This is a genomic window from Pantoea sp. ICBG 1758, from assembly GCF_002928325.1.
Classification (GTDB): Bacteria; Pseudomonadota; Gammaproteobacteria; order Enterobacterales; family Enterobacteriaceae; genus Pantoea; species Pantoea eucrina.
In genome coordinates, this window is sequence record NZ_POWL01000001.1 from 1,606,437 (window position 1) to 1,627,780 (window position 21,344).

General features: G+C 54.2%; 18 protein-coding genes. 7 read left to right on the forward strand and 11 right to left on the reverse strand.

Annotated elements, in window-relative coordinates; all coding sequences use genetic code 11:
- Positions 1 to 105: 105 nt before the first annotated feature.
- The 3 genes from cdd (at position 106) to sanA (ending at position 3,708) form a co-directional block, all read left to right on the forward strand.
- Positions 106 to 1,002, forward strand: coding sequence for a cytidine deaminase (gene cdd / locus C1Y41_RS07795; protein WP_039386013.1), 897 nt, complete (start codon positions 106 to 108; stop codon positions 1,000 to 1,002).
- Positions 1,003 to 1,159: 157 nt separating this feature from the next.
- Positions 1,160 to 2,857, forward strand: a complete 1,698-nt coding sequence (locus tag C1Y41_RS07800) for an NAD-dependent malic enzyme (RefSeq protein ID WP_039385428.1) — start codon at positions 1,160 to 1,162, stop codon at positions 2,855 to 2,857.
- A 131-nt stretch (positions 2,858 to 2,988) separates the two neighbouring features.
- Positions 2,989 to 3,708: an outer membrane permeability protein SanA gene (gene sanA, locus C1Y41_RS07805; RefSeq protein ID WP_094111868.1), complete on the forward strand. Its 720-nt coding sequence runs from the start codon at positions 2,989 to 2,991 to the stop codon at positions 3,706 to 3,708.
- Between the two features lie 67 nt (positions 3,709 to 3,775).
- Here sanA and mglC read toward each other — a convergent pair whose 3' ends face one another.
- From mglC to folE, 6 genes are all read right to left on the reverse strand, one after another.
- Entirely contained in the window at positions 3,776 to 4,786 is a 1,011-nt protein-coding gene (mglC, locus tag C1Y41_RS07810; protein WP_039385433.1) for a galactose/methyl galactoside ABC transporter permease MglC, read from the reverse strand.
- A gap of 18 nt (positions 4,787 to 4,804) precedes the next feature.
- Positions 4,805 to 6,325 carry a galactose/methyl galactoside ABC transporter ATP-binding protein MglA gene (gene mglA, locus C1Y41_RS07815; RefSeq protein WP_071668024.1) on the reverse strand — a complete coding sequence of 507 codons (1,521 nt, stop codon included), beginning with the start codon at positions 6,323 to 6,325 and terminating at the stop codon, positions 4,805 to 4,807.
- 69 nt (positions 6,326 to 6,394) lie between these two features.
- Positions 6,395 to 7,390, reverse strand: a complete 996-nt coding sequence (gene mglB, locus C1Y41_RS07820) for a galactose/glucose ABC transporter substrate-binding protein MglB (RefSeq protein WP_071668025.1) — start codon at positions 7,388 to 7,390, stop codon at positions 6,395 to 6,397.
- Between the two features lie 307 nt (positions 7,391 to 7,697).
- A complete protein-coding gene (gene galS, locus C1Y41_RS07825) occupies positions 7,698 to 8,738 on the reverse strand; it encodes an HTH-type transcriptional regulator GalS (protein WP_039385437.1) in 1,041 nt (346 codons plus the stop codon).
- A 141-nt stretch (positions 8,739 to 8,879) separates the two neighbouring features.
- Positions 8,880 to 10,040 carry a DUF418 domain-containing protein YeiB gene (gene yeiB, locus C1Y41_RS07830; protein WP_104085206.1) on the reverse strand — a complete coding sequence of 387 codons (1,161 nt, stop codon included), beginning with the start codon at positions 10,038 to 10,040 and terminating at the stop codon, positions 8,880 to 8,882.
- 47 nt (positions 10,041 to 10,087) lie between these two features.
- A complete protein-coding gene (folE, locus tag C1Y41_RS07835) occupies positions 10,088 to 10,753 on the reverse strand; it encodes a GTP cyclohydrolase I FolE (RefSeq protein WP_039385439.1) in 666 nt (221 codons plus the stop codon).
- 305 nt (positions 10,754 to 11,058) lie between these two features.
- On the opposite strand from folE, the gene C1Y41_RS07840 reads away from it, so the two are divergent.
- The 3 genes from C1Y41_RS07840 to fghA are packed head-to-tail and all read left to right on the forward strand — an operon-like array spanning position 11,059 to position 14,013.
- Entirely contained in the window at positions 11,059 to 11,985 is a 927-nt protein-coding gene (locus C1Y41_RS07840; protein ID WP_039385440.1) for a LysR family transcriptional regulator, read from the forward strand.
- Positions 11,986 to 12,034: 49 nt separating this feature from the next.
- Positions 12,035 to 13,159, forward strand: a complete 1,125-nt coding sequence (locus C1Y41_RS07845) for an S-(hydroxymethyl)glutathione dehydrogenase/class III alcohol dehydrogenase (RefSeq protein WP_104085207.1) — start codon at positions 12,035 to 12,037, stop codon at positions 13,157 to 13,159.
- A gap of 11 nt (positions 13,160 to 13,170) precedes the next feature.
- Positions 13,171 to 14,013 (forward strand): S-formylglutathione hydrolase, encoded by an 843-nt coding sequence (gene fghA / locus C1Y41_RS07850; RefSeq protein ID WP_104085208.1) that lies wholly within the window; start codon positions 13,171 to 13,173, stop codon positions 14,011 to 14,013.
- A gap of 108 nt (positions 14,014 to 14,121) precedes the next feature.
- Here fghA and C1Y41_RS07855 read toward each other — a convergent pair whose 3' ends face one another.
- The 5 genes from C1Y41_RS07855 to C1Y41_RS07875 all read right to left on the reverse strand — a co-directional run bounded on the left by C1Y41_RS07855 (position 14,122) and on the right by C1Y41_RS07875 (position 20,541).
- Positions 14,122 to 15,129, reverse strand: a complete 1,008-nt coding sequence (locus C1Y41_RS07855) for a fimbrial protein (protein ID WP_039385445.1) — start codon at positions 15,127 to 15,129, stop codon at positions 14,122 to 14,124.
- Positions 15,130 to 15,139: 10 nt separating this feature from the next.
- On the reverse strand, positions 15,140 to 17,614 hold the full coding sequence (locus C1Y41_RS07860; RefSeq protein ID WP_224144712.1) for a fimbria/pilus outer membrane usher protein: 2,475 nt from the start codon (positions 17,612 to 17,614) through the stop codon (positions 15,140 to 15,142).
- Positions 17,615 to 17,706: 92 nt separating this feature from the next.
- The gene (locus tag C1Y41_RS07865) at positions 17,707 to 18,375 is read right to left on the reverse strand and encodes a molecular chaperone (RefSeq protein ID WP_039385448.1); all 669 of its coding nucleotides are present in this window, start codon (positions 18,373 to 18,375) and stop codon (positions 17,707 to 17,709) included.
- Positions 18,376 to 18,418: 43 nt separating this feature from the next.
- Positions 18,419 to 18,940 carry a fimbrial protein gene (locus C1Y41_RS07870; RefSeq protein ID WP_039385450.1) on the reverse strand — a complete coding sequence of 174 codons (522 nt, stop codon included), beginning with the start codon at positions 18,938 to 18,940 and terminating at the stop codon, positions 18,419 to 18,421.
- Positions 18,941 to 19,695: 755 nt separating this feature from the next.
- Positions 19,696 to 20,541 (reverse strand): hypothetical protein, encoded by an 846-nt coding sequence (locus tag C1Y41_RS07875; protein ID WP_039385452.1) that lies wholly within the window; start codon positions 20,539 to 20,541, stop codon positions 19,696 to 19,698.
- Between the two features lie 95 nt (positions 20,542 to 20,636).
- Between C1Y41_RS07875 and C1Y41_RS07880 the strand changes: the two genes are divergently transcribed.
- Positions 20,637 to 21,107 (forward strand): hypothetical protein, encoded by a 471-nt coding sequence (locus tag C1Y41_RS07880; RefSeq protein ID WP_039385454.1) that lies wholly within the window; start codon positions 20,637 to 20,639, stop codon positions 21,105 to 21,107.
- The last annotated feature ends 237 nt before the right edge of the window (positions 21,108 to 21,344 follow it).

The following is a 21,344-nucleotide window of genomic DNA, read 5'->3' on the forward strand; positions in this document are numbered from 1 at the left end:
CAAAGTTGAAACAACTCAATCAGCTTGCATTGTCATAGCGACATGGATCACATATAACTCAGCAGGCGGCGCCCCGCCGCTGATGAGTTAATGAGGCCTGACACCATGCACCCACGATTCTCTTCCGCTTTCTCCGACCTGCCGGCTGCCCTGCAGCAGGCGCTGCAGCCGCTGCTGGACGCGCCCGATTTTCACGGCGTGCTCCGCCCTGACGAGTTGATACAGCTGCAGCAGGTCACCGGACTGGAAGAGGATGCGCTGGCGCTGGCGCTCCTGCCGCTCGCCGCCTGCTGTGCGGTTGCGCCGCTCTCGCGCTTTAACGTTGGCGCTATCGCGCGTGGCGTCAGCGGCCACTGGTATTTTGGGGCAAATATGGAGTTTCGCGGCGCCACGATGCAGCAGACGGTACACGCTGAGCAGAGCGCGATTACCCACGCCTGGCTGCGCGGTGAAACGGCGCTGGCGGCCATCACCGTAAACTACACGCCGTGCGGCCACTGCCGTCAGTTTATGAATGAGCTGAACAGCGGCACGGCGATCCGCATCAGCCTGCCGGGCCGTGACGTGAACACGCTGGCCCACTACCTGCCCGATGCATTTGGTCCTGCCGACCTCAATATTACCGAACGGCTGATGACGCCGGTTGACCACGCCTTTGCCCCTGCCGGCGATGCGCTGCAGCAGGCGGCAATCCGGGCAGCCAGCCAGAGCCACGCGCCTTACAGCTTCAGCTACAGCGGTGTGGCGCTGGAGAGCCACAGCGGCGCCATTTACAGCGGCCGCTATGCGGAGAATGCCGCCTTCAACCCGAGCCTGCCGCCGCTGCAGGCCGCGCTGATCCTGATGAATATGCATCATGAACCGCTGGAAACTATTCGCCGCGCGGCGCTGGCCGAGTCTGCAGAGGGTACGCTGACGCAGGCGGACGCCACGCGGGCGACGCTGGCCGCGCTCGGCTGCCGTGAGCTGACGATTACTTTAGTTTCAAAAACATCCGTTTAGTGATCCTTTTACCGCTTTTGTGACCTGCTGTTAACAAAAGCTGTACATCTGCCGGAATTTTCATAGGATCGGGCGCCAGACCTTCACAATAATCAGATCTGGCGTGACCTTTTCGTAGCGATACGTCAGCAAACACTGCAACCGGAGCAAACATTGCATGGAACTCGAGTACGAAAGTAAACGCCCGCTCTATATCCCCTATGCGGGTCCGATTCTGCTGGAATTTCCGCTGCTGAATAAAGGCAGCGCCTTCTCTCTGGAAGAGCGAAACGAATTTAATCTTAATGGCCTGCTGCCGGATGCGGTGGAGACTATTGAAGAGCAGGCGGAACGCGCCTGGCGTCAGTTCCTGGATTTCAAAAACAACAACGACAAGCACGTCTATCTGCGCAATATCCAGGATACCAACGAAACCCTGTTCTACCGCCTGCTGGATAATCATCTGGAAGAGATGATGCCGATTATCTACACCCCGACCGTGGGCGCGGCATGCGAGCACTTCTCCGAAATTTACCGTCGCGCGCGCGGCGTATTTATCTCCTACAACAATCGCGATCGCATCGAAGACATGCTGCAGAACGCCACCAAGCAGAATGTGAAGGTTATTGTGGTCACGGATGGCGAGCGCATTCTGGGCCTGGGCGACCTCGGCATCGGCGGCATGGGTATTCCGATTGGTAAACTGTCGCTCTATACCGCCTGCGGCGGCATCAGTCCGGCTTATACCCTGCCGGTGGTGCTGGATGTCGGAACCAATAACCCGCAGCTGCTCAACGACCCGCTCTATATGGGCTGGCGTCATCCGCGCATTAGCGGCGAAGAGTATGAGTCGTTTGTGAATGAATTTATTCAGGCGGTGAAACGTCGCTGGCCAAACGTCCTGCTGCAGTTCGAAGATTTTGCACAGAAAAACGCTATGCCGCTGCTGCAGCGCTATCGCGATGAAATCTGCTGCTTCAACGACGATATTCAGGGCACCGCAGCCGTTACCGTTGGTACCCTGATTGCCGCCAGCCGCGCCGCAGGCAGCCGCCTGTGCGAGCAGAAAGTGGTCTTCCTCGGCGCCGGTTCTGCAGGCTGTGGTATTGCTGAACAGATCGTTGCGCAGATGAAATCTGAAGGACTGAGCGATGATGAAGCGCGTTCGCGCGTCATGATGGTTGACCGCTTTGGTCTGCTCACCGACAAGCTGCCAAACCTGCTCGACTTCCAGAGCAGGCTGGTGCAGAAAAGTGACAATCTGAAAGCCTGGGACGTCACCAGCGACACGATTTCGCTGCTGGATGTGGTGCGCAACGCGCAGCCCGATATTCTGATCGGCGTATCGGGCCAGCCAGGCCTGTTTACCGAAGAGATCATTCGCGAGATGCATAAGCACTGCAAACGCCCTATCGTGATGCCGCTCTCTAACCCGACGTCACGCGTGGAAGCGACGCCGGCGGATATCATCGCCTGGACCGACGGTGCCGCGCTGGTTGCCACCGGCAGCCCGTTCTCACCGGTGACCTGGAAAGGCAAAACCTATCCGATTGCCCAGTGCAACAACTCCTATATCTTCCCGGGCATCGGACTCGGCGTGATTGCCGCGGGCGCAACGCGCGTGACCGATTCCATGCTGATGACCGCCAGCCGCGCGCTGGCTGACTGCTCGCCGCTGGTTAACGACGGCGAAGGTCCGGTCCTGCCGGAGATCAAAGATATTCAGGGCGTCTCTAAACTGATTGCGATGGAAGTGGGCAAAGCGGCACAGCTGGCTGGCGTTGCCGTGGTAACGTCGGAGGATGTGCTCTCTAAAGCGGTTCACAACAACTTCTGGCTGCCGCAGTATCGCCACTACCGCCGTACCTCTATCTGATCGCCTCAGCGCCGGATTTCGATCCGGCACTGCCGAAAAAAACATCAGCCAGCCGGGGTGAGCTTGCTTAGCCGCCCCGGCTCAAGTAGCCTTGAAGCACCCTGAATCCTGCCTGTTGAGTTGCCGCGCGCATGCTGAAACGCGTTTTCTTTGCTCTGATCATCATCATCTTAGCGATGGTGGCGACCGCGCTCGGCCTTGATCGCTGGATCAGCTGGAAAACCGCGCCGTTTATCTATGAAGATGTCGCCTCGCTGCCGCATCGTCAGGTTGGCGTGGTACTGGGCACCGCGAAATATTATCGTGCCGGCGTCATTAATCAGTATTACCTCTATCGCATGCAGGGCGCGCTCAACGCCTATAACAGCGGCAAAGTTAACTACCTGCTGCTGAGCGGCGACAACGCCCAGCAGAGCTATAACGAGCCCGCCACCATGCGACGCGATCTGATTAAAGCTGGCGTCGATCCGGCCGACATCGTGCTGGATTATGCCGGTTTTCGCACGCTCGACTCCATTGTGCGCACGCGCAAGGTGTTTGACACCAACGACTTCATTATTATCACCCAGCGCTTTCACTGCGAGCGGGCGCTCTACATTGCGCTGCACCTTGGCATTCAGGCACAGTGCTATGCCGTACCCTCGCCGAAAAATATGCTGTCGGTGCGCGCACGCGAAGTCGGTGCCCGACTGGGCGCGATGGCCGATCTCTATCTGATGAAGCGCGAGCCGCGTTTTCTCGGACCGCTGGTGCCGATTCCGGCAGTGCATACGGTGCCGGAAGATGCGCAGAGCTATCCGGCGGTCACGCCTGAACAGCTGCTGGAGCTGGAAGAGAAGCTGCGTAAGTAGCCTTTGCTGCGGCCGGCAGCCATAAAAAAAGGCTGCGCCAGCGCAGCCTTTTTCCGTTACTTCACGCTTATTTCTTGCGCGAGTATTTCAGTGAATCCAGCGCCACGGCGAAGATAATGATGCCGCCCTTGATGATGTACTGCCAGTAAGGGTTCACGCCGATGTAAGTCAGGCCGTAGTTGATTACGGTAAAGATAATTACCCCGGTCACGACGCCTGCGACCGTACCCACACCGCCGGCGAAGGAGACGCCGCCCACCACGCAGGCGGCAATCGCATCCAGCTCATACATAAAGCCGAGGTTGTTGGTGGCGCTGCCAATACGGCCCGCTTCCAGCAGACCGCCAAACGCATAGAACACACCTGACAGGGCATAGACCAGAATCAGGTTGAACGGCACGTTAACGCCTGAAACTTTTGCCGCTTCCGGGTTACCGCCAATCGCAAAAATGTTTTTACCGAAGCGGGTTTTATTCCACAGGATCCAGACAAACACGATAGCGATAATGGCGTAAAAGGTGATAAACGAGAGCTTGAAGTCACCAAAGCGCAGGAACCCCTGGGTAAAGGTGGAGAAGCCCGCGTCAAAGCCGGCGATCGGCGAGGCACCGACAAAATCGTAGTAGAGGGAGTTAATACCATACACGATGATCATCGTACCCAGCGTGGTAATAAACGGCGTTACCTTGAGGTATGCGATGATCACGCCGTTTACCAGGCCAATCACGCCGCCGATAATGCACACTACCAGAATAACCAGCGGAATCGGCATGGTTTCCAGATGCGGGAAAACCTTGTTCGCGTTATCCATCGACTGCAGCAGCGTCGCCGCCACTACCGCCGCCAGGCCAACCTGCCGCCCGGCGGAGAGGTCAGTACCCTGAGTCACAATCAGCCCGGCCACGCCCAGCGCGATAATAATACGCACCGACGATTGCGTCAGGATGTTACTCAGGTTCATTAAACTTAAAAACGTCGGATCCTGGAAAATAATAATCGCCAGCAGAACAAACAGGACGACGTAAATACCGCCCTCTTTTAACCAGGTTAGCGCATTCTTTTTAGTAGTCGCTTTCATTTTAAAGCCCTTGCTTCATTAAAGGTGTAATGACGCTAAACGCAGGATTTCATTCTGCGAGGTCGTTTTTGTATCGACAATACCGGCTACCTGACCGTTACTCATTACCAGAATACGATCGGTTATACCCAGCAGCTCTGGCATTTCTGAGGAGATAATAATAATGCCCTTCTCTTTTTTGGCCAGTTCTGAAATCAGCTGATAAATTTCAAATTTAGCCCCTACGTCAATACCGCGCGTAGGTTCATCAAGCATTAATATTTCCGGCTGGGTCAGCAGCCAGCGGCCAATAATGACCTTCTGCTGGTTACCGCCTGAAAGCGAGCCAATCTGCGTATGGTGACCTGGCGTTTTTACCCGCATCGAGTCAATAACCCACTGGGTATCGCTCTTCATACGCTTATTATCAAGCAGGCCGATACTGGATTTATATTTTTTAATATTGGAGATAAGCGAGTTAAAGCCGATATCGAGATAGGCGTAGATCCCGGTGGAGCGACGCTCTTCTGTCACCAGCGCAAAACCGTGGTTGATCGCCTCGTTTGCACTGTGGTTGTTGATCGCTTTGCCGTGCAGCCGGATAGTTCCGCCCGACTTCTCACGAATGCCAAACAGCGTCTCAACGATATCGGTACGCTTGGCACCCACCAGCCCGGCGATACCGAGGATCTCCCCTTTATGCAGGTCAAATGAGATATCGCGAATCGAGGGCTGACGCAGTGAAGTGAGGTTGCGGACCTCCAGAATCACCTCGCCCGGCACGTTGCTCTTATCCGGGAAGCGCTGATTGAGCGAACGACCCACCATCATGGCGATGATCTTATCCATATCCAGCCCTTCCAGCGACTGAGTGGCGATCCACTGTCCGTCGCGCAGAATGGTGATCTCGTCGCACAGCTGAAAGATCTCTTCCATCTTATGCGAGATATAGACAATACCGCAGCCGCGATCTTTTAGTTTACGAATAATAGTAAACAGGTGGTTAACTTCTTTTTCCGTCAGCGAAGAGGTCGGTTCATCCATAATGACAATTTTGGCGTCATAGGAGAACGCTTTGGCAATTTCAATCATCTGCATCTGCGATACAGAAAGATTCGCCACTTTATCGCGCGGATCGATATCAATATCGAGTTCATCAAAGATCGCTTTGGTATCGCGATACATTTTGTCCTGATCGACAAATGGCCCTTTACGCGGGTAGCGACCCAGCCACATATTATCCATCACGCTGCGCTGCAGCACGAGGTTTAATTCCTGATGCACCATTGAGACGCCATTTTCCAGCGCTTCTTTGGAGCTTTTATAGTCAATCTCCTGGCCCTGAAAAAGAATACTCCCCGTATCTTTTTTATAGATGCCAAATAAGCACTTTAATAATGTCGATTTTCCGGCACCGTTTTCACCCATTAAGGCATGGACGGAGTGCGGCCGCACTTTCAAATTCACATTATCTAAGGCTTTCACCCCTGGAAATGATTTCGAGACATTCGTCATCTCCAGCAGATATTCACGCTGTGTGGTCGGATTCTCACTGGCCATAATTTACCTGGCTAAAAAAAGCGTATGCAGATGCAATAAGGCGCGGCAAATTGCCGCGCCCGGAATAGATTACTTCGCAAACTGAGAGAGGTTCTCTTTATCTACGGCGACATAAGGCACGCGAACCACTTTATCTTCCATCTTGAAGTTAGTGCCCGCGGTTGGCTCTTTGCCATCTGCCAGGTTCTTCGCGATATCCAGCGTGGCTTTCGCCTGGTTTTCCGCATCGTTCAGCACGGTACCCGCCATCGCACCCGATTTCACCAGCGCCAGCGCTTCTGGCAGCGCATCAACACCAAACACCGGAATGCTTGATTTGTTGTGTGCTTTCAGCGCTTCAACCGCGCCCATTGCCATTGCATCATTGTTGGCAATGATCACTTCAATTTTGTTAGCGTTCGGACCGGAGAGCCACGCATCGACTTTATCTTTCGCCTGAGCGGTATCCCACATTGCGGTATCCATCGCCAGCTGCTGCGTCTTGATGCCATCTTTGTTCAGGGTGTCGATAACATATTTGGTACGCGCTTCAGCATCCGGGTGGCCTGGCTCGCCTTTCAGCAGGACAAACTGAATCTGTCCATCTTTGTTCAGATCCCAGGCTGGCGTCGATTTCCAGTGCTTCTCAATCAGCTCGCCCTGTTTGATACCTGACTCTTTTGAGTCTGTACCGACATAATAGGCTTTCGGATAGCTGGCCAGCACTTTGGCGTTCGGCTCTTTGTTGAAGAACACAATTGGTACGTCATTGGCTTTTGCTTTGTCGATGACTACCGCTGCCGCTGCCGGATCTACCAGGTTAATTGCCAGCGCTTTCACGCCCTTGGCCATCAGCACGTCAATCTGATCGTTCTGTTTGGACTGGTCATTCTGCGAGTCATTCATCAGCAGCTGAATGCCGCCCAGCGTTTTCGCCTCTTTCTCGATATCCTTACGCACCATTGACATGAAGTTGTCATCATATTTGTAAATGGTCACGCCAATGCGGGTATCGGCGGCGTGTGCAGTTGCACCAAACATCATGCTGGCAACCAGTGCTGTGAGCGTGAAAACCTTCTTATTCATGGTATCTCCGGTTTTAATTATGCAGGGTATTTCATTGCGCCCTGCTGCCTGCGGGCAGCGAACGCAGTCGGTTGAAACGCTATCATTCTGGAGCAGGCGCAGGCATTGGCCGGACCGCTCTCCCTATCCTGACTTCCCTGTACGTAACCGCTTCCTGAAGAGTGTTGTGAACCATTTCAATCGGCTACTGAAACCTGTCCGGAGAGGCGTGACCCGGCGTTTCATGATGTTTCAGTCCGGTAAGACGCTGCCATCATAGTGAGCGGTCTGGTAATTAACTGTGAATGTAATCACATATTGGAAACGGTTACATGGCGCTATCGCCTGGATTAGTGATCGACTCCACAATTTGTCGCTGGGCCACTGAGTGACGCCGCACCAGCGTAGGCATGAAGCAGTGCGATGCCTGAGGATCCAGCTCACCGGCTGCGCCTTTCAGCGCCAGCTCTGTTGCCAGTTTTGCCATAGAAACAATGGGATAGCGTACGGTTGTCAGCTGGGGATCGGTGTAACGGGAAATAGGAATGTCATCAAAACCGATGACAGAAAAATGCTGCGGCACCTGAATGCCGTTATCTTTCAGCGCCGTCAGGGCGCCAGCCGCCATGCCATCGTTATAGGAAAACACGGCGGTCAGATGCAGATTGCGCCCGAGCAGCTCCACCATCGCGGCTTCACCGCCCTGCATATCGGGTTCAGCATGGGCGATCCACGCCTCTGCCGGCTGGATACCCTGCTCTGACAGCGCCTGCAGCCAGCCATCGCGGCGCTGAGCCACATCTTCAATCGGGTGGCTGGAGCTGAGATAGCCGATACGCTGATGCCCCTGCTGCAGCAGCATGCGGGTGGCAACCTGCGCACCGGTTACATTGTCGAGACAGACGCAGCGATGCTCGTAGCCGCGGATCACCCGGTTAACCAGCACCATTCCCGGCACCTGATCCATAAACTGCGTGAGTTCAGCGTCTGAAAGCGTTTTCGCATGTACCACCAGCGCATTGCAGCGCTGACGGATCAGCACCTCAATGGCGTGCCGCTCTTTATCTTCCTGATGCCAGGAATTACTGATGAGAACATGCTTATGCACCCGCTGCGCCACGGTATCCACCGCTTTCACCAGCGCGCCAAAAAAGGGATCGGAGACATCCATGACAACGACACCAATCGTGTCGCTGACCTGGGTGGCGAGCGCCTGTGCGTTGGCGTTCGGACGATAGCCCAGCGATTCCACCGCCTGCAGCACGGCGTCGCGGGTATCAGAGGTGACGGCACTGCTGTTATTGAGCACGCGCGACACGGTGGCAACAGAAACTCCCGCCAGTCGGGCGACATCACGAATCGTTATCATGCAGCGGTTCCACAAAGGCTGAAAGACGCGACGGGCGCGTAATAGCGCTATAGTGTCAGGCCGCAGACTTCAGCTACGTGAAACAGCTCACATCAATGAAAACGGTTACATTGCTTTATGCGATCTTTGTGATGCAGGTCATTATCTGACAGGCGGCACTGCGGTGCCGGTTGCAGAGAGACGCTGCGTCAGCCAGCGCCACAGCCACTCCAGCGGCCCCTGACGAAAATAGCGCAGCCAGAGCGCTGAGAAGAGAAGATTGACTACCCAGATAACGGGCACCAGCGCCAGCAGCTGTAACCGGTTAAAGTGCAGGAAGAGATCAAACCGGTAGAAAAGCGTGGTACAGATTAGCGTCTGTAACAGATAGTTGCTCAGCGCCATGCGCCCCACTCCCTGAATCAGGTTGCATAGCCGGTTACGCGCGAGCGCAGGCCAGAAGCCGAGACAGAGCGCCGCATAGCCGAGGCTGATAAAAGGCGAGGCGAGATCGCGCGGCACCTGCAGATAAAAGCTGGTCCAGCGCTGCGCCCACTGCAGCTGCCACTGCGCAACGATACCCGGCACCGCGATTAGCCAGCCGGTCGTCAGCAGCAGCAGTGCGGCGCGCCGGTAGTGCTGCAGGCTGAACTCACCGGTCAGCCAGCCGCAGCGCAGCAGCGCGGCACCCATCAGCATCAGCCCCGCCAGCTGCCAGCCATACTGGGATGCCAGCGCCATCAGGCCTGATGCGAGCAGATCGAGCCGGTTGCGTACCGCTTCCCAGCCGCCCACCAGCTTCCAGTAACTTTCATACTCCAGCACAGCGGCACCCGGCTGCCAGCCGCTGCTGCTCTGATTGCCGGAGATCGCTCCGAAGATAAGCAGCACCGCACAGCCGACCAGATAGAGCAGCACGCCGGTCTGAAACAGCGCACGCTCAGAGGGCACTTCACGCAGCAGACGCCAGATAATCAGGCCGATAAGCCCATAGTCGAGGAGAATATCCCCTTCCCAGAAGAAGACGCCGTGGATAAACCCGAGCAGCACCAGCAGCGTCAGGCGCGTGCTGATCCAGCGCTTACCGCGGGGGATCTGCAGCGCCAGTCCGGCGCCAAACAGCAGTGCAAACAGCGTGAGGAATTTCAGCTGCGCCAGCCCGTCCAGTATCGCCCAGGTCCAGGCATCCTGCGGCGTAACGCTGCCCTGCCAGGCGGGATTAAGATAGGCGGCTGACGGCAGGCCAAAGCCGCTAATATTGAGCAGCAAAATGCCCAGAACCGCGCATCCGCGAATAAAATCCAGCGCCTGGTAGCGTTGCATTGCGGCCCTCAGCCATCAAAAAAGGCGGCACCGGGGCCGCCTGGGGATCAGATATGACGTACCGCGCGCAGGAACTCCTGACGCGTATTCTGGCTCGATTTAAACAGCCCGCCCAGCGACGTGGTCGTGGTTGCACTGGTCGCATCTTTCACGCCGCGCGCTTTTACGCAGTAGTGAACTGCATCAATCGACACCGCCACGTTAGTGGTGCCAAGCAGCGTCTGCAGCGCGACCAGCACCTGCTGCGTCAGGCGCTCCTGCACCTGCGGGCGCTGGGCGAAAAACTGCACGATGCGGTTGATTTTCGACAGGCCAATCACTTTGTCTTTGGGAATGTAGGCCACCGTCGCCTTGCCATCGATGATCACAAAATGGTGTTCGCAGGTGCTGGTCAGCGTGATGTCACGCACCGTCACCATCTCGTCCACTTTCATTTTGTTTTCGATAACGGTGATTTTCGGGAAGTTGGCGTAATCGAGACCTGAGAAAATCTCATCCACATACATTTTTGCGATGCGATGCGGCGTCTCCATCAGGCTGTCATCTTCCAGGTCCAGATTCAGCAGCTGCATGATTTGCGTCATGTGACCGGCAATTTCACGCTTGCGCGTTTCGCTATCCATTTCGCGCACCGGGGCGCGTAACGGCGTTTCCAGACCGCGCGCCAGCAGCGCTTCATGAACCAGGGCGGCTTCCTGACTTAAGGTGCTCATCGTTCTCATTCTCCGGCAGGTGATGCGCCCGCGGAACATAGCCCGCGGGGGAAATTCTGAGCGCGTATTGTGAAACACAACGCAGGCTTAATCCAGTAATCAATCTGATTGGCAATCAGCACGTGCGCGTGCGCGGCACCAAAAGGCGCAAAAAAGCGGCTGTTGCTGTCGCTATCACTACACTTATCAGCAGCGCGCCTGGCTAAACTGCAAAAGCGGCAATAACGCACTTGCCAGCCGCCGGCGGGCAGTTTAGACTCACAAAATATGAATAACATTGCACTTGTTGTTTACGGGATGAGAAGATGGATTTAGTTCAGCTGCGAATGTTCTGTTGTGTAGCCGATACCGGTTCTCTGGCGCGTGCCGCTGAACAGCTGCATCGCGTGCCCTCTAATCTCACTACGCGCCTGCGCCAGCTGGAAGAGGAGATCGGGGTTGACCTGTTTATCCGCGAGAAGCAGCGCATGCGTCTGTCACCGATGGGGCATAATTTTCTCAACTACGCCCGCCGTATTCTGGCGCTGAGCGATGAAGCGCTGAATATCGCCCGCGCCGGTGAGCCAGGCGGCAATTTTGCTTTTGGTTCAATGGAGAGCACGGCAGCTACCCGCCTGCCGGCGCTGCTGGCCGCCTATCATCAGCGCTACCCGGCGGTGGCGCTCTCCCTGGTGACCGGCACATCGGGCGATATCATCGACAAAGTGCGCGCCGGCACGCTGGCGGCGGCGCTGGTTGATGGTCCGGCTCCCTATGATGACCTGAACGGCTGTATCGCCTTCAGCGAAGAGATGGTGCTGATCTCCAGCCCTGAACATCCGCCGATCCTCAGCGCACGCGATACCCAGCAGGATACGCTGTTTGCCTTTGGCAACAGCTGCTCCTACCGCACCCGGCTGGAGAGCTGGTACCGCGACAGCCAGAGCGCACCGCGCAACGTCATGGAGATCCAGTCCTATCACGCGATGGTTGCCTGCGTGGCGGGCGGCGGCGGCGTGGCAATGCTGCCCGCCTCCGTGCTGGCGCAGATGCCGGCGCGCGAGCGGGTACAGGAGCACGCGCTGCCGCCGCTCTATCGCGATACCGCTACCTGGCTGATGTGGCGACGCGATGCGTTTACGCCAAACGTCGAGGCGCTGAAATACCTGATTATTGATATGTTTGATGACCGGCCACAGCACGACGGCCTGCTGCATCCGCTGCCGGACAGCGAGCAGACGCTGCTGAAATAAGTAATGACCACCAGGGCCACTGGCCCGCATCTACCGCAAGAGGGATTGCATGAACATGATTAAAACCCGTGCCGCCGTTGCCTGGGCACCTGGCGAGCCGCTGAAAATTGAAGAAGTGGATCTGATGCCGCCGCAGAAAGGCGAAGTGTTAGTACGCATCGTTGCTACCGGCGTTTGCCATACCGACGCCTATACGCTCTCCGGCAAAGATCCGGAAGGCGTTTTCCCGGCCATTCTCGGTCATGAAGGTGGCGGCGTGGTGGAAGCGGTGGGCGAAGGCGTTACCAGCGTGGCGGTGGGCGATCACGTTATCCCGCTCTACACTCCGGAGTGCGGCAAATGTAAGTTCTGTCTCTCCGGCAAAACCAACCTCTGCCAGGCGATCCGCGCCACCCAGGGCAAGGGACTGATGCCGGATGGCACTACGCGCTTCTTTAAAGATGGCCAGCCTATTTTCCACTATATGGGCACCTCTACTTTTTCCGAGTACACCGTTGTACCGGAAATCTCGCTGGCGAAAATCAGTAAAGCAGCTCCGCTGGAAGAGGTGTGCCTGCTGGGCTGCGGCGTGACCACCGGCATGGGCGCGGTGATGAATACCGCTAAAGTTAAAGCGGGCGACACCGTGGCAATTTTTGGTCTCGGCGGTATTGGCCTCTCGGCGATCATCGGTGCGCAGATGGCAAAAGCGGGCCGCATTATCGCTATCGATATCAATACCAGCAAATTTGATTTGGCCCGCAAGCTGGGTGCCACCGACCTGATCAACCCGAAAGATTACGATAAGCCTATTCAGGATGTCATCGTTGAGCTGACCGATGGCGGCGTCGATTTCTCATTTGAGTGTATCGGTAACGTCAACGTCATGCGTTCGGCGCTGGAGTGCTGTCATAAAGGCTGGGGTGAGTCGGTCATCATCGGCGTGGCCGGTGCCGGTGAAGAGATCTCCACCCGCCCGTTCCAGCTGGTCACGGGCCGCGTCTGGCGGGGTTCCGCGTTTGGCGGCGTGAAAGGCCGCAGCCAGCTGCCGGGTATCGTGCAGGATTATCTGGATGGCAAGTTTGCGCTGAACGATTTCATCACCCATACCATGGCGCTGGATGAGATCAACGACGCCTTTGATCTGATGCACGAAGGGAAATCGATTCGCTCTGTGGTGCACTTCAACAAATAACCGGAGGCGTTATGGCATCCACGCTGGAACTGCTGGAAGAACACCGCATCTTTGGCGGCTGGCAACAACGCTGGCGACATCAGTCATCGGTGCTGAACTGCCCGATGACGTTCAGCATTTTTTTACCGCCGCCCAAAGCTGATACGCCGCCGCCTGCGGTCTGGTTTCTCGCCGGACTGACCTGCAGCGACGAAAATTTCACCACCAAAGCGGGCGCGCAGCGCGTGGCCGCAGAGCTGGGTCTGGTGCTGATTATGCCGGACACCAGCCCGCGCGGGGACGCGGTGGCTAACGATGAGAGTTACGATCTCGGCCAGGGTGCCGGCTTCTATCTCAACGCAACGCAGCAGCCGTGGGCGGCGCACTATCGTATGTTTGACTACCTCAGCGAGGAGCTGCCGGCGCTGCTGGCGGATAACTTCAAGCTGAGCGATCGGCAGTCGATTATGGGCCACTCAATGGGAGGACACGGTGCGCTGGTACTGGCACTGCGCCTCGGCGGACGCTTTGCTTCCGCTTCAGCCTTTGCACCGATTGTGAATCCCTGCGACGTCCCCTGGGGGCAAAAGGCGTTTACTGCCTATCTCGGCGACGACCGCCAGGCGTGGCGGGAATGGGACAGTTGCCTGCTGATGCAGGAGGCGGAGCAGCGTCTGCCGCTGCTGATCGATCAGGGCGACGGCGATCAGTTTCTCGCGGACCAGCTGCGTCCGGAGCGCCTTGAGGCGATTGCGCGCGAACAGGGATTCCCGCTGGAGCTGCGCATTCAGCCGGGTTACGACCACAGCTACTTCTTTATCGCCACTTTTGTGGAAGATCACCTGCGCTTTCACGCGAAACATCTGCTGGTATAGTCCTTTGCCAGCCGCGGGCTTCTCAGCCCGCGCTGGCTATCAGCTGCCCCTTCCGCTTATCTCTGACCGGTTCACTGCGATTAGACCTTCCCGGCAGGCGTCGCACCATTACTGATAGGTAATTGTAAAGGTGGCGGTGGCATTTGCTGTACCGGGCGTAATATCACTTCCGGTCTGATAATAGCGCGCCTGCAGCGGGATACTGAACGTTCCGGCTGTGTCCGCACTGCCGGTGTTAATTGGCTTTTGCAGCGTTAACGGTACATTGTTGTAGAGCAGCTGAATGCCCACTCCTGTTGCACTGCCAGTTCCGCCGGTCAGATTGAGTACGCCATTTGCCGCATCCTGAACGCTGCCATCGATCTGCACGTTTACCCGCGTACCTGCATTGCAGTTCAGCGGAATGGTCAGCGTGCGGGTAAAACTGTCGCCCGGTCCGGTGCCCGCGCCCCTGAAGGCCCGCTTCTGCACCGTACCCATTGTGACCGAAAGCGCGCTATTGGTTACCGAACAGGCCACCGTCGTTACCGTCAATGCACCGAGGTTGATATATGCCTCCGGCCACATCCAGGCTGACTGATTGTTGCGCAGGATAAATGAGCCAATCAGCTGCGCGCCGACGCTACCGCTGCCGGTGGTTTGCGCCGTCTTATAGAACTGCACCAGCGCCTGCCCCGTCATCGGCTGACTGGCCAGCAGGCCACTGCTTTTGCAGAGCTGCTGGACGTTCGGTCCCCAGACACTATCCACCCACCCTGACGTGCCGGCACAGTTATTCCCGGACAGCCCGCCGAATGCGTAGCCAATGCCTGCAATACCGGTACTGTAGATATTGCGTCCGTCAATAATCGTGACATTTTTGCCATGACTCTTGATGCCAAACTCCTGATAGGTCAGCGCCGGCGCAGGCGTATCTGAACAGCTAAATCTTCCCGCCATATCTGAGGTCAGCACGCTCCCGATCATGGCGCCAACCGGTAGATCTCTCTGTACCACCAGCGTTGGCGGCGTGATAACGCTTGTCGCTGTCGCAACGGAACAGTTCCAGGCGTAAGCCGTTTGCACCGTAAAGGCACCGGGCAGAGCCAGAATAATAAGCAGCAGAATTTTTCGCATGGTTAATCCTTTACCGGCATTGCAGGCTAATAAGTTGTATAACCGGCTTGTCGCCGGGAAGGACGTAATCGGCCTGACATCCGTCGTGCTGCCAGACCACCTTTACCGTGCCGCGCGACGGCACGCCGCTCAGATAAACCTGATGACGATCGTCTACGATACCTGATGATGTCTGGCTGCCGCTGGTTACCGTGGCCGACGCGCCATAAGGAATAGTTTTTTCTGAATTCAGCGTCAGCATTATTTTCTGCCCCGCCGCTGTCGGGAAATCTGCCAGAACCAGCGCGCCCTGTCCTGGCACAACACGACGGGTATCTGCAGTAAGATCGATGTCGTCGGCCAGCGTGCCGGAATCTAGTTTGATGATGTTTCGCTGGTAGGGAGAGAGATAGGGCACCACGGCATAACCCCGGCTATCGGTATAAACACCAGTGCTATTTTCTACCTTCACATTTGCCGCTTTGTCTGCCCTTACCAGCGCCATCGTATCGCCTAAGGGCTGCGATAGAGTAAGGCCCCAGGGGTGAACCAGGATCCCCCCCATGACGCCATAATTAAGCTGTCGCGTCTGGCGGGTTACGTTATAGCCCGCCAGATATTCACCGGAAGAACCTTTATAGTCGAGGGTTGCGCTGCCCGACCCGCCGGTTCCCCGGCTGGCATAACCCTGCTGAATGTTATAGCTAAGCGTGTTATCCGCCAGCGCCACGCCCGCAATACCGGCTGATGCCATCAATCCACTACTGTTTGTCTGGCTGGCTGAGACGTTAAGCCAGCTTTTCGGCATGAAGCGTTCAAACGGAATCTGAACGGCCAGCGAAAACACGTTATTCTGCTGGCTTAGCCAGGGCGAGGACGAACGCATGTAGTTAAGCGTATAGCTCACCGCATTGTGGCTGATGCTGTAGCCGAGATTAAACGTATTTTCCCGGCCGCTTATGCCCCAGTATTGTTGCTGATAAGCAGACAGATAGAGACTGCCAAAATCGCCCAGCCTCTGATTGATGTTTAGCTCGGCCCGGCTGCGTTTATTGTGGCGATTGCGCCACTCCGTCCAGACGCGTTGCGCCTGCTTTGAACCAATCAGCTCATCATTGCTGGCATTAAGCGGGGGCGTATTGTAATAGCCATTTGCCTCATTAAAATCCATATAGCCGGATGTTGAGTAGCGATAGCCGGCCAGATTAAACGTGGTTCCGCTGGCGGTAAAATCTTTGGCATACTGAAAACGGAACGATGCCCCCTGTTTTTCGATCTCACCTGACTGCGCATGCGCCCAGGTTCCGTCTATCGAGACCGAACCCAGATAACCCAGCCCTTTAGCCGATCCCAGACTACTGCTCATATAATCGCCGGACAGAATTATTCCGCCGTAGAGCGTGCTGGCATTCGTCAGACCATAGCTCCCGGTTGTCTGCAAAAAGAGTGGTTCGTACCGGGCGGCATTATCAGCGGCAACCACCCGATACTTACCCGCCGTCAGTGCATATTTAGCCTGACCTTCACGCAGCATCAGCGGCACTGCTGAGAATGCCTGAACAAACTGACGCACTGTGCCATCTGCTTCGCGAATTGAGACGCTGAGATCGCCGCCTGAGGAGACAGGATAGAGATCGGTAATTGCAAAAGGTCCTGGTGGAACATAAGCCTGATAGATGATGTTTCCATCCTGGCGAATGGTAACGCGCGCATTACTCTGCGCGATGCCGCGAATGACCGGGGCAAATCCACGCCGGCTTTCCGGCAGCATATTGTCATCAGAGTAGAGCTGCACGCCGCGAAAAGCGACGCTATCGAACACGCCTGCCGGGCTATAGCTGTCGCCCGCCACAAACTGCGCGTTAAGTGATTTAACGTCATGCTGCAGGTAAGTATTGATGCTGTTCCACTGGCGCGAGCGCCCGTTATCAGACCAGGATGAATAGTTTCTGAGACGCCATGCTCCCAGGTTTACGCCACTGCGCAGATTCAGATAATTATTCTGAACCGTTCCCTGACGAGCGTCGCTGCGGCTGCTGGCACCGCTGTAGGCGTAATTCACAAAGGCAGCAGGCAGCCCGTCATCCCACTCTTCAGGGGAGACCGCTCCCTGCACACTCTGCTGCATAAACGCCTGAGGAATGCTGATATCCAGACGCCGCTGAGCAAAGTCATAGCTAAGCTGGCCGTCGGGCAGGACGCGATCGATCGGCTGGCGGAGTGATCCCTTGCTCATCGCTGAAAATGCCGGTGTCGCCTGGCTGCGCACGCCCCAGGAAAGCAGATCTTCTTTAGTGATCTCCGGGATAAGTCCACGCTCACCCAGCGTGAAATTTAGTATTCTTTCAGCCATATAGCGGCTGTTCAGATAGATTTCCGTCCGATATCGTCCGGGGATCTGACCGCCGGGCTGTTCCAGTGCCGAGAGGTCGATAGCACTCACCTGCCCGCGCAGCTCGAGCGCGGCAGGATCAAAATAATCTGTTGCAGATCCGGGAGGGCTCATCAGCGCTGCCAGCATGAAGCCTGTCATCGCTGACGCCGACCGGCCTGACTGGCGGGTAAAAAGCGTCGTCCGCATTGATGGTCAGGCCTTAATCAGATTTTTGCAGTTCTGACGTCGGTAATACCGCCGTAATCATTAATCGCCCGCCAGGATAGCGTGCCTGCGGTTCCCGGCGGAAAATCGATAGCCTGCTCTGATAATGGACTGAGCACAGGCAGCGATTTCAGCTTAGCGTTGCCCATTTTCAGTTCATAAAAGGAGATATAAAACGGCGTGGGATTAGAAGCGTAAATACGGTCGCCCTGACGACGAAAAGTGATTTTTTCAAACGCTGTCGCCGCATCGCCTGGTAACCCTGCCGGCCGGTAAAAGAGTTTGAAGACGCTTTTTACGGTGATTAACAGGCGATTGGTCTCCTCTTTCGGCGTGCCCGGCACGGACTTAATGCTCAGCCAGTACAGAGATTCCCGATCGGCAGGCAGCGCCGCGCCGGTATAGACAATGCGGACAGAATTTTGCGTATGCGGCTCCAGCCGGAACAGGGGCGGCGTGGCAATAAACGTGTTGTCACTGTGACGTTGTGTAGGATCTTTATCTACCCATGCCTGAATCAGGTAGGGATAATCATCCGGATTACTGATGCTCAGCGCAGCCTGCCGCGCATTCCCCTCATAAATGAGCCGTGAACCCCCTATCTCAACCCCTGCCAGACTCATCAGTGGATTGATCAGCACTATCAATAGAATACAAAAACGAATCATGAAGTCTTCCCTGAAGAGAAGGAGCCGCAAGCGGCTCGCATTATCAGTTATAGGCAACGGTAAACGTGGCAGCAGCATTCGCCGTACCTGCGCCAACGGTGGCAGCAGTTGACACATATTTGGCGATGAAATTAAGGGCATTGGTGCCGGTAGAAGAGAGCGTGACAGGCGCAGATGCCTGCCCGACAGGAATCAGCGTGGTGCTGTTCTGTTCATAGATACCGATACCAACGCCGGTAGCCACGCCGGTTCCGGACGTCAGGCCGAGCAGGCTGGAGTTGCCGCTCGCCAGCGGACCGTCAAAGCGGATGCTGGCTGACGTCACCGCTGTCGGACAGCTGGTAAGGTTAATGGTAAAACGCGTTGCCGAGGCCTGCGTACCGGCCGCGCCAAAAGAGCTGGCGGCTACAGTGCCCAGATTGACGGTCTGCGTAGCAGAGCTGGTATTAACGGTGCAGGCTGTATCGCGGATACTCCCGGTGAAATTTATTGTGCCATCGGCAGCAAATACGGCCGGGCACATGCCGGCAGCCGCCAGCACAGCAATAAGTGTCGTTTTTTTCATAATTATACCTCGTCTCAAGATAACCGAATGCTGCCGAAAAACAGCTATCGCCCTAACTATCAATCCCTGACCAGGGAAGCCAGAGAGTAGAGTTACGAGCTAACCCGGTAAACCTGAAAAAAAAGCAGCGGAATAAATTGAAATAAAAAAATGACATAACGGCAGAGACAGAATTTATATCTGCTTCAGCCCGTTCAGAGCACGTTTATGTAAAATTAAAAACCAGGTAATAAGATTATTTAAATCATCCTATTTTATTATATTCCTATATGTATCCAGGCATACTGATCGGTATTGAGAAAAATCCTAACTCGCATTTCGAATAAACAGCTAACCAGGATAGCAAAATACGTTTTCTTTAATGATTCAGTTAAGAAACAATGATCGGTTTACCTGTGTAATAATAATCACCGTTGATCATTTACATTAGCTATTATGAATTAAAAATTTGAATCACAAAAGCAGATAGGTCTATCATGACAACTATCATTGCATATTATTGATCAAAAACAATTAGTTATAATCATAGTTCGGCATTATCGCCGAAATGCAACGCTTTTAGTGTCGTGCCTTGCTTGCTAAGAAAGAATGCTTGCTAAATGCGATCTTTTATTCAGCTCTTTGCGTTCAGGGGAAGTCACCTGTCCAGATCAGGTGTTTTTTTTTGGGTCTAATCATTAACATTTACAAAGCCAGGAGGATTACTTACTCTTTCTGCATTACCAGTGTTACCGCAATGCAGAAAGGAAGAGCAACTAATCTTTGAAATTCTCAGCGGCATAAAGGACAAAAGAAAAATAATACGCCATGTATTTATGATACATCGCATTATAAGACTCCAGAATGTGTATGCGGCCTGATTTCGGATCGTAGTCCACCAGGGAATTTTCTTTCGCTTCTAATATGATGTTACGAAGATGCGAGCGTGATACGCCGCAGCGCTTCGCCAGGCTGATGATGGTTAATGCCTCACCGCAGTCTTGTGCGGTAGTTCCGTGAAGATATAGATGAGTCATAATCATATGACCGGAGTCTTTGTTGATAAAAATATCAGCTTTGTCAGCAATATTAATAAGATGGATATCGTGATGAAATATGTCATAGTATCTTTTAAAGAAGCTTTGCATATTCTCTACTGAGAAGTTATTGACTTTGAAATCCGTTATACCCATTTCATCTAATGGAATAGCCACCGTCTTTGTTAACGACATCGCTGACTTCAATCCCCGGTCAGTAATTGAAAAATGCGTTTTTCTCTTATCAATAGTGTCTTTTCTGGTGGATATATAGCTACCCGTTTTTAACAGTAATAGCAGAGAAGAGACAGTATTAGGACTGATCATATTGGTTCTGATGCACTGATACTTTATATCATTCAGGCAAGGCTTCTCTTTTTTAAAGAAGACACATGTGATAATCACGGATGCAAGAAATCTGTTATTTTTGAAAATGTATTTATAGAACATCTTATTGGATGCGAACTCTTTACAGATCATATTTGCATGCGTCATCAAAGCCGCATGAAAATTCTCGCTTTGCATTATTTTGCTATAGCAATTTTCGATATCTCTGACTGTAGTTGCTTTTACACCTGTTTTCATAAGAATTCCCGATCCTATGGCCTTGGGAATTATATGCTACGGCTAAAAGCAAAAGAATGGAAATAAAATCAACCATACTGTTAACGGGGTGTAATATGGATGTTAATTTAATTCAAAAAGAAAACTACTTTCTGGAGAGGGGATTTAGCGAACTTTATCTGCAAGAGCGCTTTCTTTTTCATTTTAGTAAAGCATCGGTTTTCCTGCTTAACAAAGCATCACTAAAAGATTTCATCTGCTTTTGCGAAGAGAATGAGCGGGCTGATGAAATCATCTTACTGCTGGTGTCCAGAGATATGATGCCTTTAGCTATCAGCCTGGCTTACCGCTCCAGCAAAATCATTATATTTGACAATGGTAATATCTACTCTGCCGCTATGGGCAATCTGTATAAATGCAGCAGCAATAAAAAAATCATTACGCCAAGGGAATTTGAAGCATTAAAGACAACGCTGCTAACGAAAACCAGGAAGCTTGACTGGAGCTGCAGCATTAAAACGTTTTATTCTCAGCGACATTCAGCGCTTAAAAAGCTTAATATTGATAAGCTCTCATCGATATTTTGAAATGAAAAAATCGTGCAGGTTAAGTCCCTCTCACGCCATGCTGGCATACCTCTGGCCTTAAGAGGTCATGCCCCCTGCATGGCCTCATAGCCATTCATGGTGAACCTGTCGCTTAACTACAGGGCTAAAAGGGCGAAGGGGCCTGACAGGTGTTGATACCGGTGAAGGAGACAGGCTGGCCGATCGAGCAGTGGGCAGGCAAGCCATCACACTATAGATTTGGCATTGCAGATATAG

Bases quoted from the DNA above. Each gene is read 5' to 3' on its own strand.
- cdd (WP_039386013.1), top strand. From the start codon at position 106: ATGCACCCACGATTCTCTTCCGCTTTCTCCGACCTGCCGGCTGCCCTG.
- C1Y41_RS07800 (WP_039385428.1), top strand. From the start codon at position 1,160: ATGGAACTCGAGTACGAAAGTAAACGCCCGCTCTATATCCCCTATGCG.
- sanA (WP_094111868.1), top strand. From the start codon at position 2,989: ATGCTGAAACGCGTTTTCTTTGCTCTGATCATCATCATCTTAGCGATG.
- mglC (WP_039385433.1), bottom strand. From the start codon at position 4,786: ATGAAAGCGACTACTAAAAAGAATGCGCTAACCTGGTTAAAAGAGGGC.
- mglA (WP_071668024.1), bottom strand. From the start codon at position 6,325: ATGGCCAGTGAGAATCCGACCACACAGCGTGAATATCTGCTGGAGATG.
- mglB (WP_071668025.1), bottom strand. From the start codon at position 7,390: ATGAATAAGAAGGTTTTCACGCTCACAGCACTGGTTGCCAGCATGATG.
- galS (WP_039385437.1), bottom strand. From the start codon at position 8,738: ATGATAACGATTCGTGATGTCGCCCGACTGGCGGGAGTTTCTGTTGCC.
- yeiB (WP_104085206.1), bottom strand. From the start codon at position 10,040: ATGCAACGCTACCAGGCGCTGGATTTTATTCGCGGATGCGCGGTTCTG.
- folE (WP_039385439.1), bottom strand. From the start codon at position 10,753: ATGAGCACCTTAAGTCAGGAAGCCGCCCTGGTTCATGAAGCGCTGCTG.
- C1Y41_RS07840 (WP_039385440.1), top strand. From the start codon at position 11,059: ATGGATTTAGTTCAGCTGCGAATGTTCTGTTGTGTAGCCGATACCGGT.
- C1Y41_RS07845 (WP_104085207.1), top strand. From the start codon at position 12,035: ATGAACATGATTAAAACCCGTGCCGCCGTTGCCTGGGCACCTGGCGAG.
- fghA (WP_104085208.1), top strand. From the start codon at position 13,171: ATGGCATCCACGCTGGAACTGCTGGAAGAACACCGCATCTTTGGCGGC.
- C1Y41_RS07855 (WP_039385445.1), bottom strand. From the start codon at position 15,129: ATGCGAAAAATTCTGCTGCTTATTATTCTGGCTCTGCCCGGTGCCTTT.
- C1Y41_RS07860 (WP_224144712.1), bottom strand. From the start codon at position 17,614: ATGAGCCCTCCCGGATCTGCAACAGATTATTTTGATCCTGCCGCGCTC.
- C1Y41_RS07865 (WP_039385448.1), bottom strand. From the start codon at position 18,375: ATGATTCGTTTTTGTATTCTATTGATAGTGCTGATCAATCCACTGATG.
- C1Y41_RS07870 (WP_039385450.1), bottom strand. From the start codon at position 18,940: ATGAAAAAAACGACACTTATTGCTGTGCTGGCGGCTGCCGGCATGTGC.
- C1Y41_RS07875 (WP_039385452.1), bottom strand. From the start codon at position 20,541: ATGAAAACAGGTGTAAAAGCAACTACAGTCAGAGATATCGAAAATTGC.
- C1Y41_RS07880 (WP_039385454.1), top strand. From the start codon at position 20,637: ATGGATGTTAATTTAATTCAAAAAGAAAACTACTTTCTGGAGAGGGGA.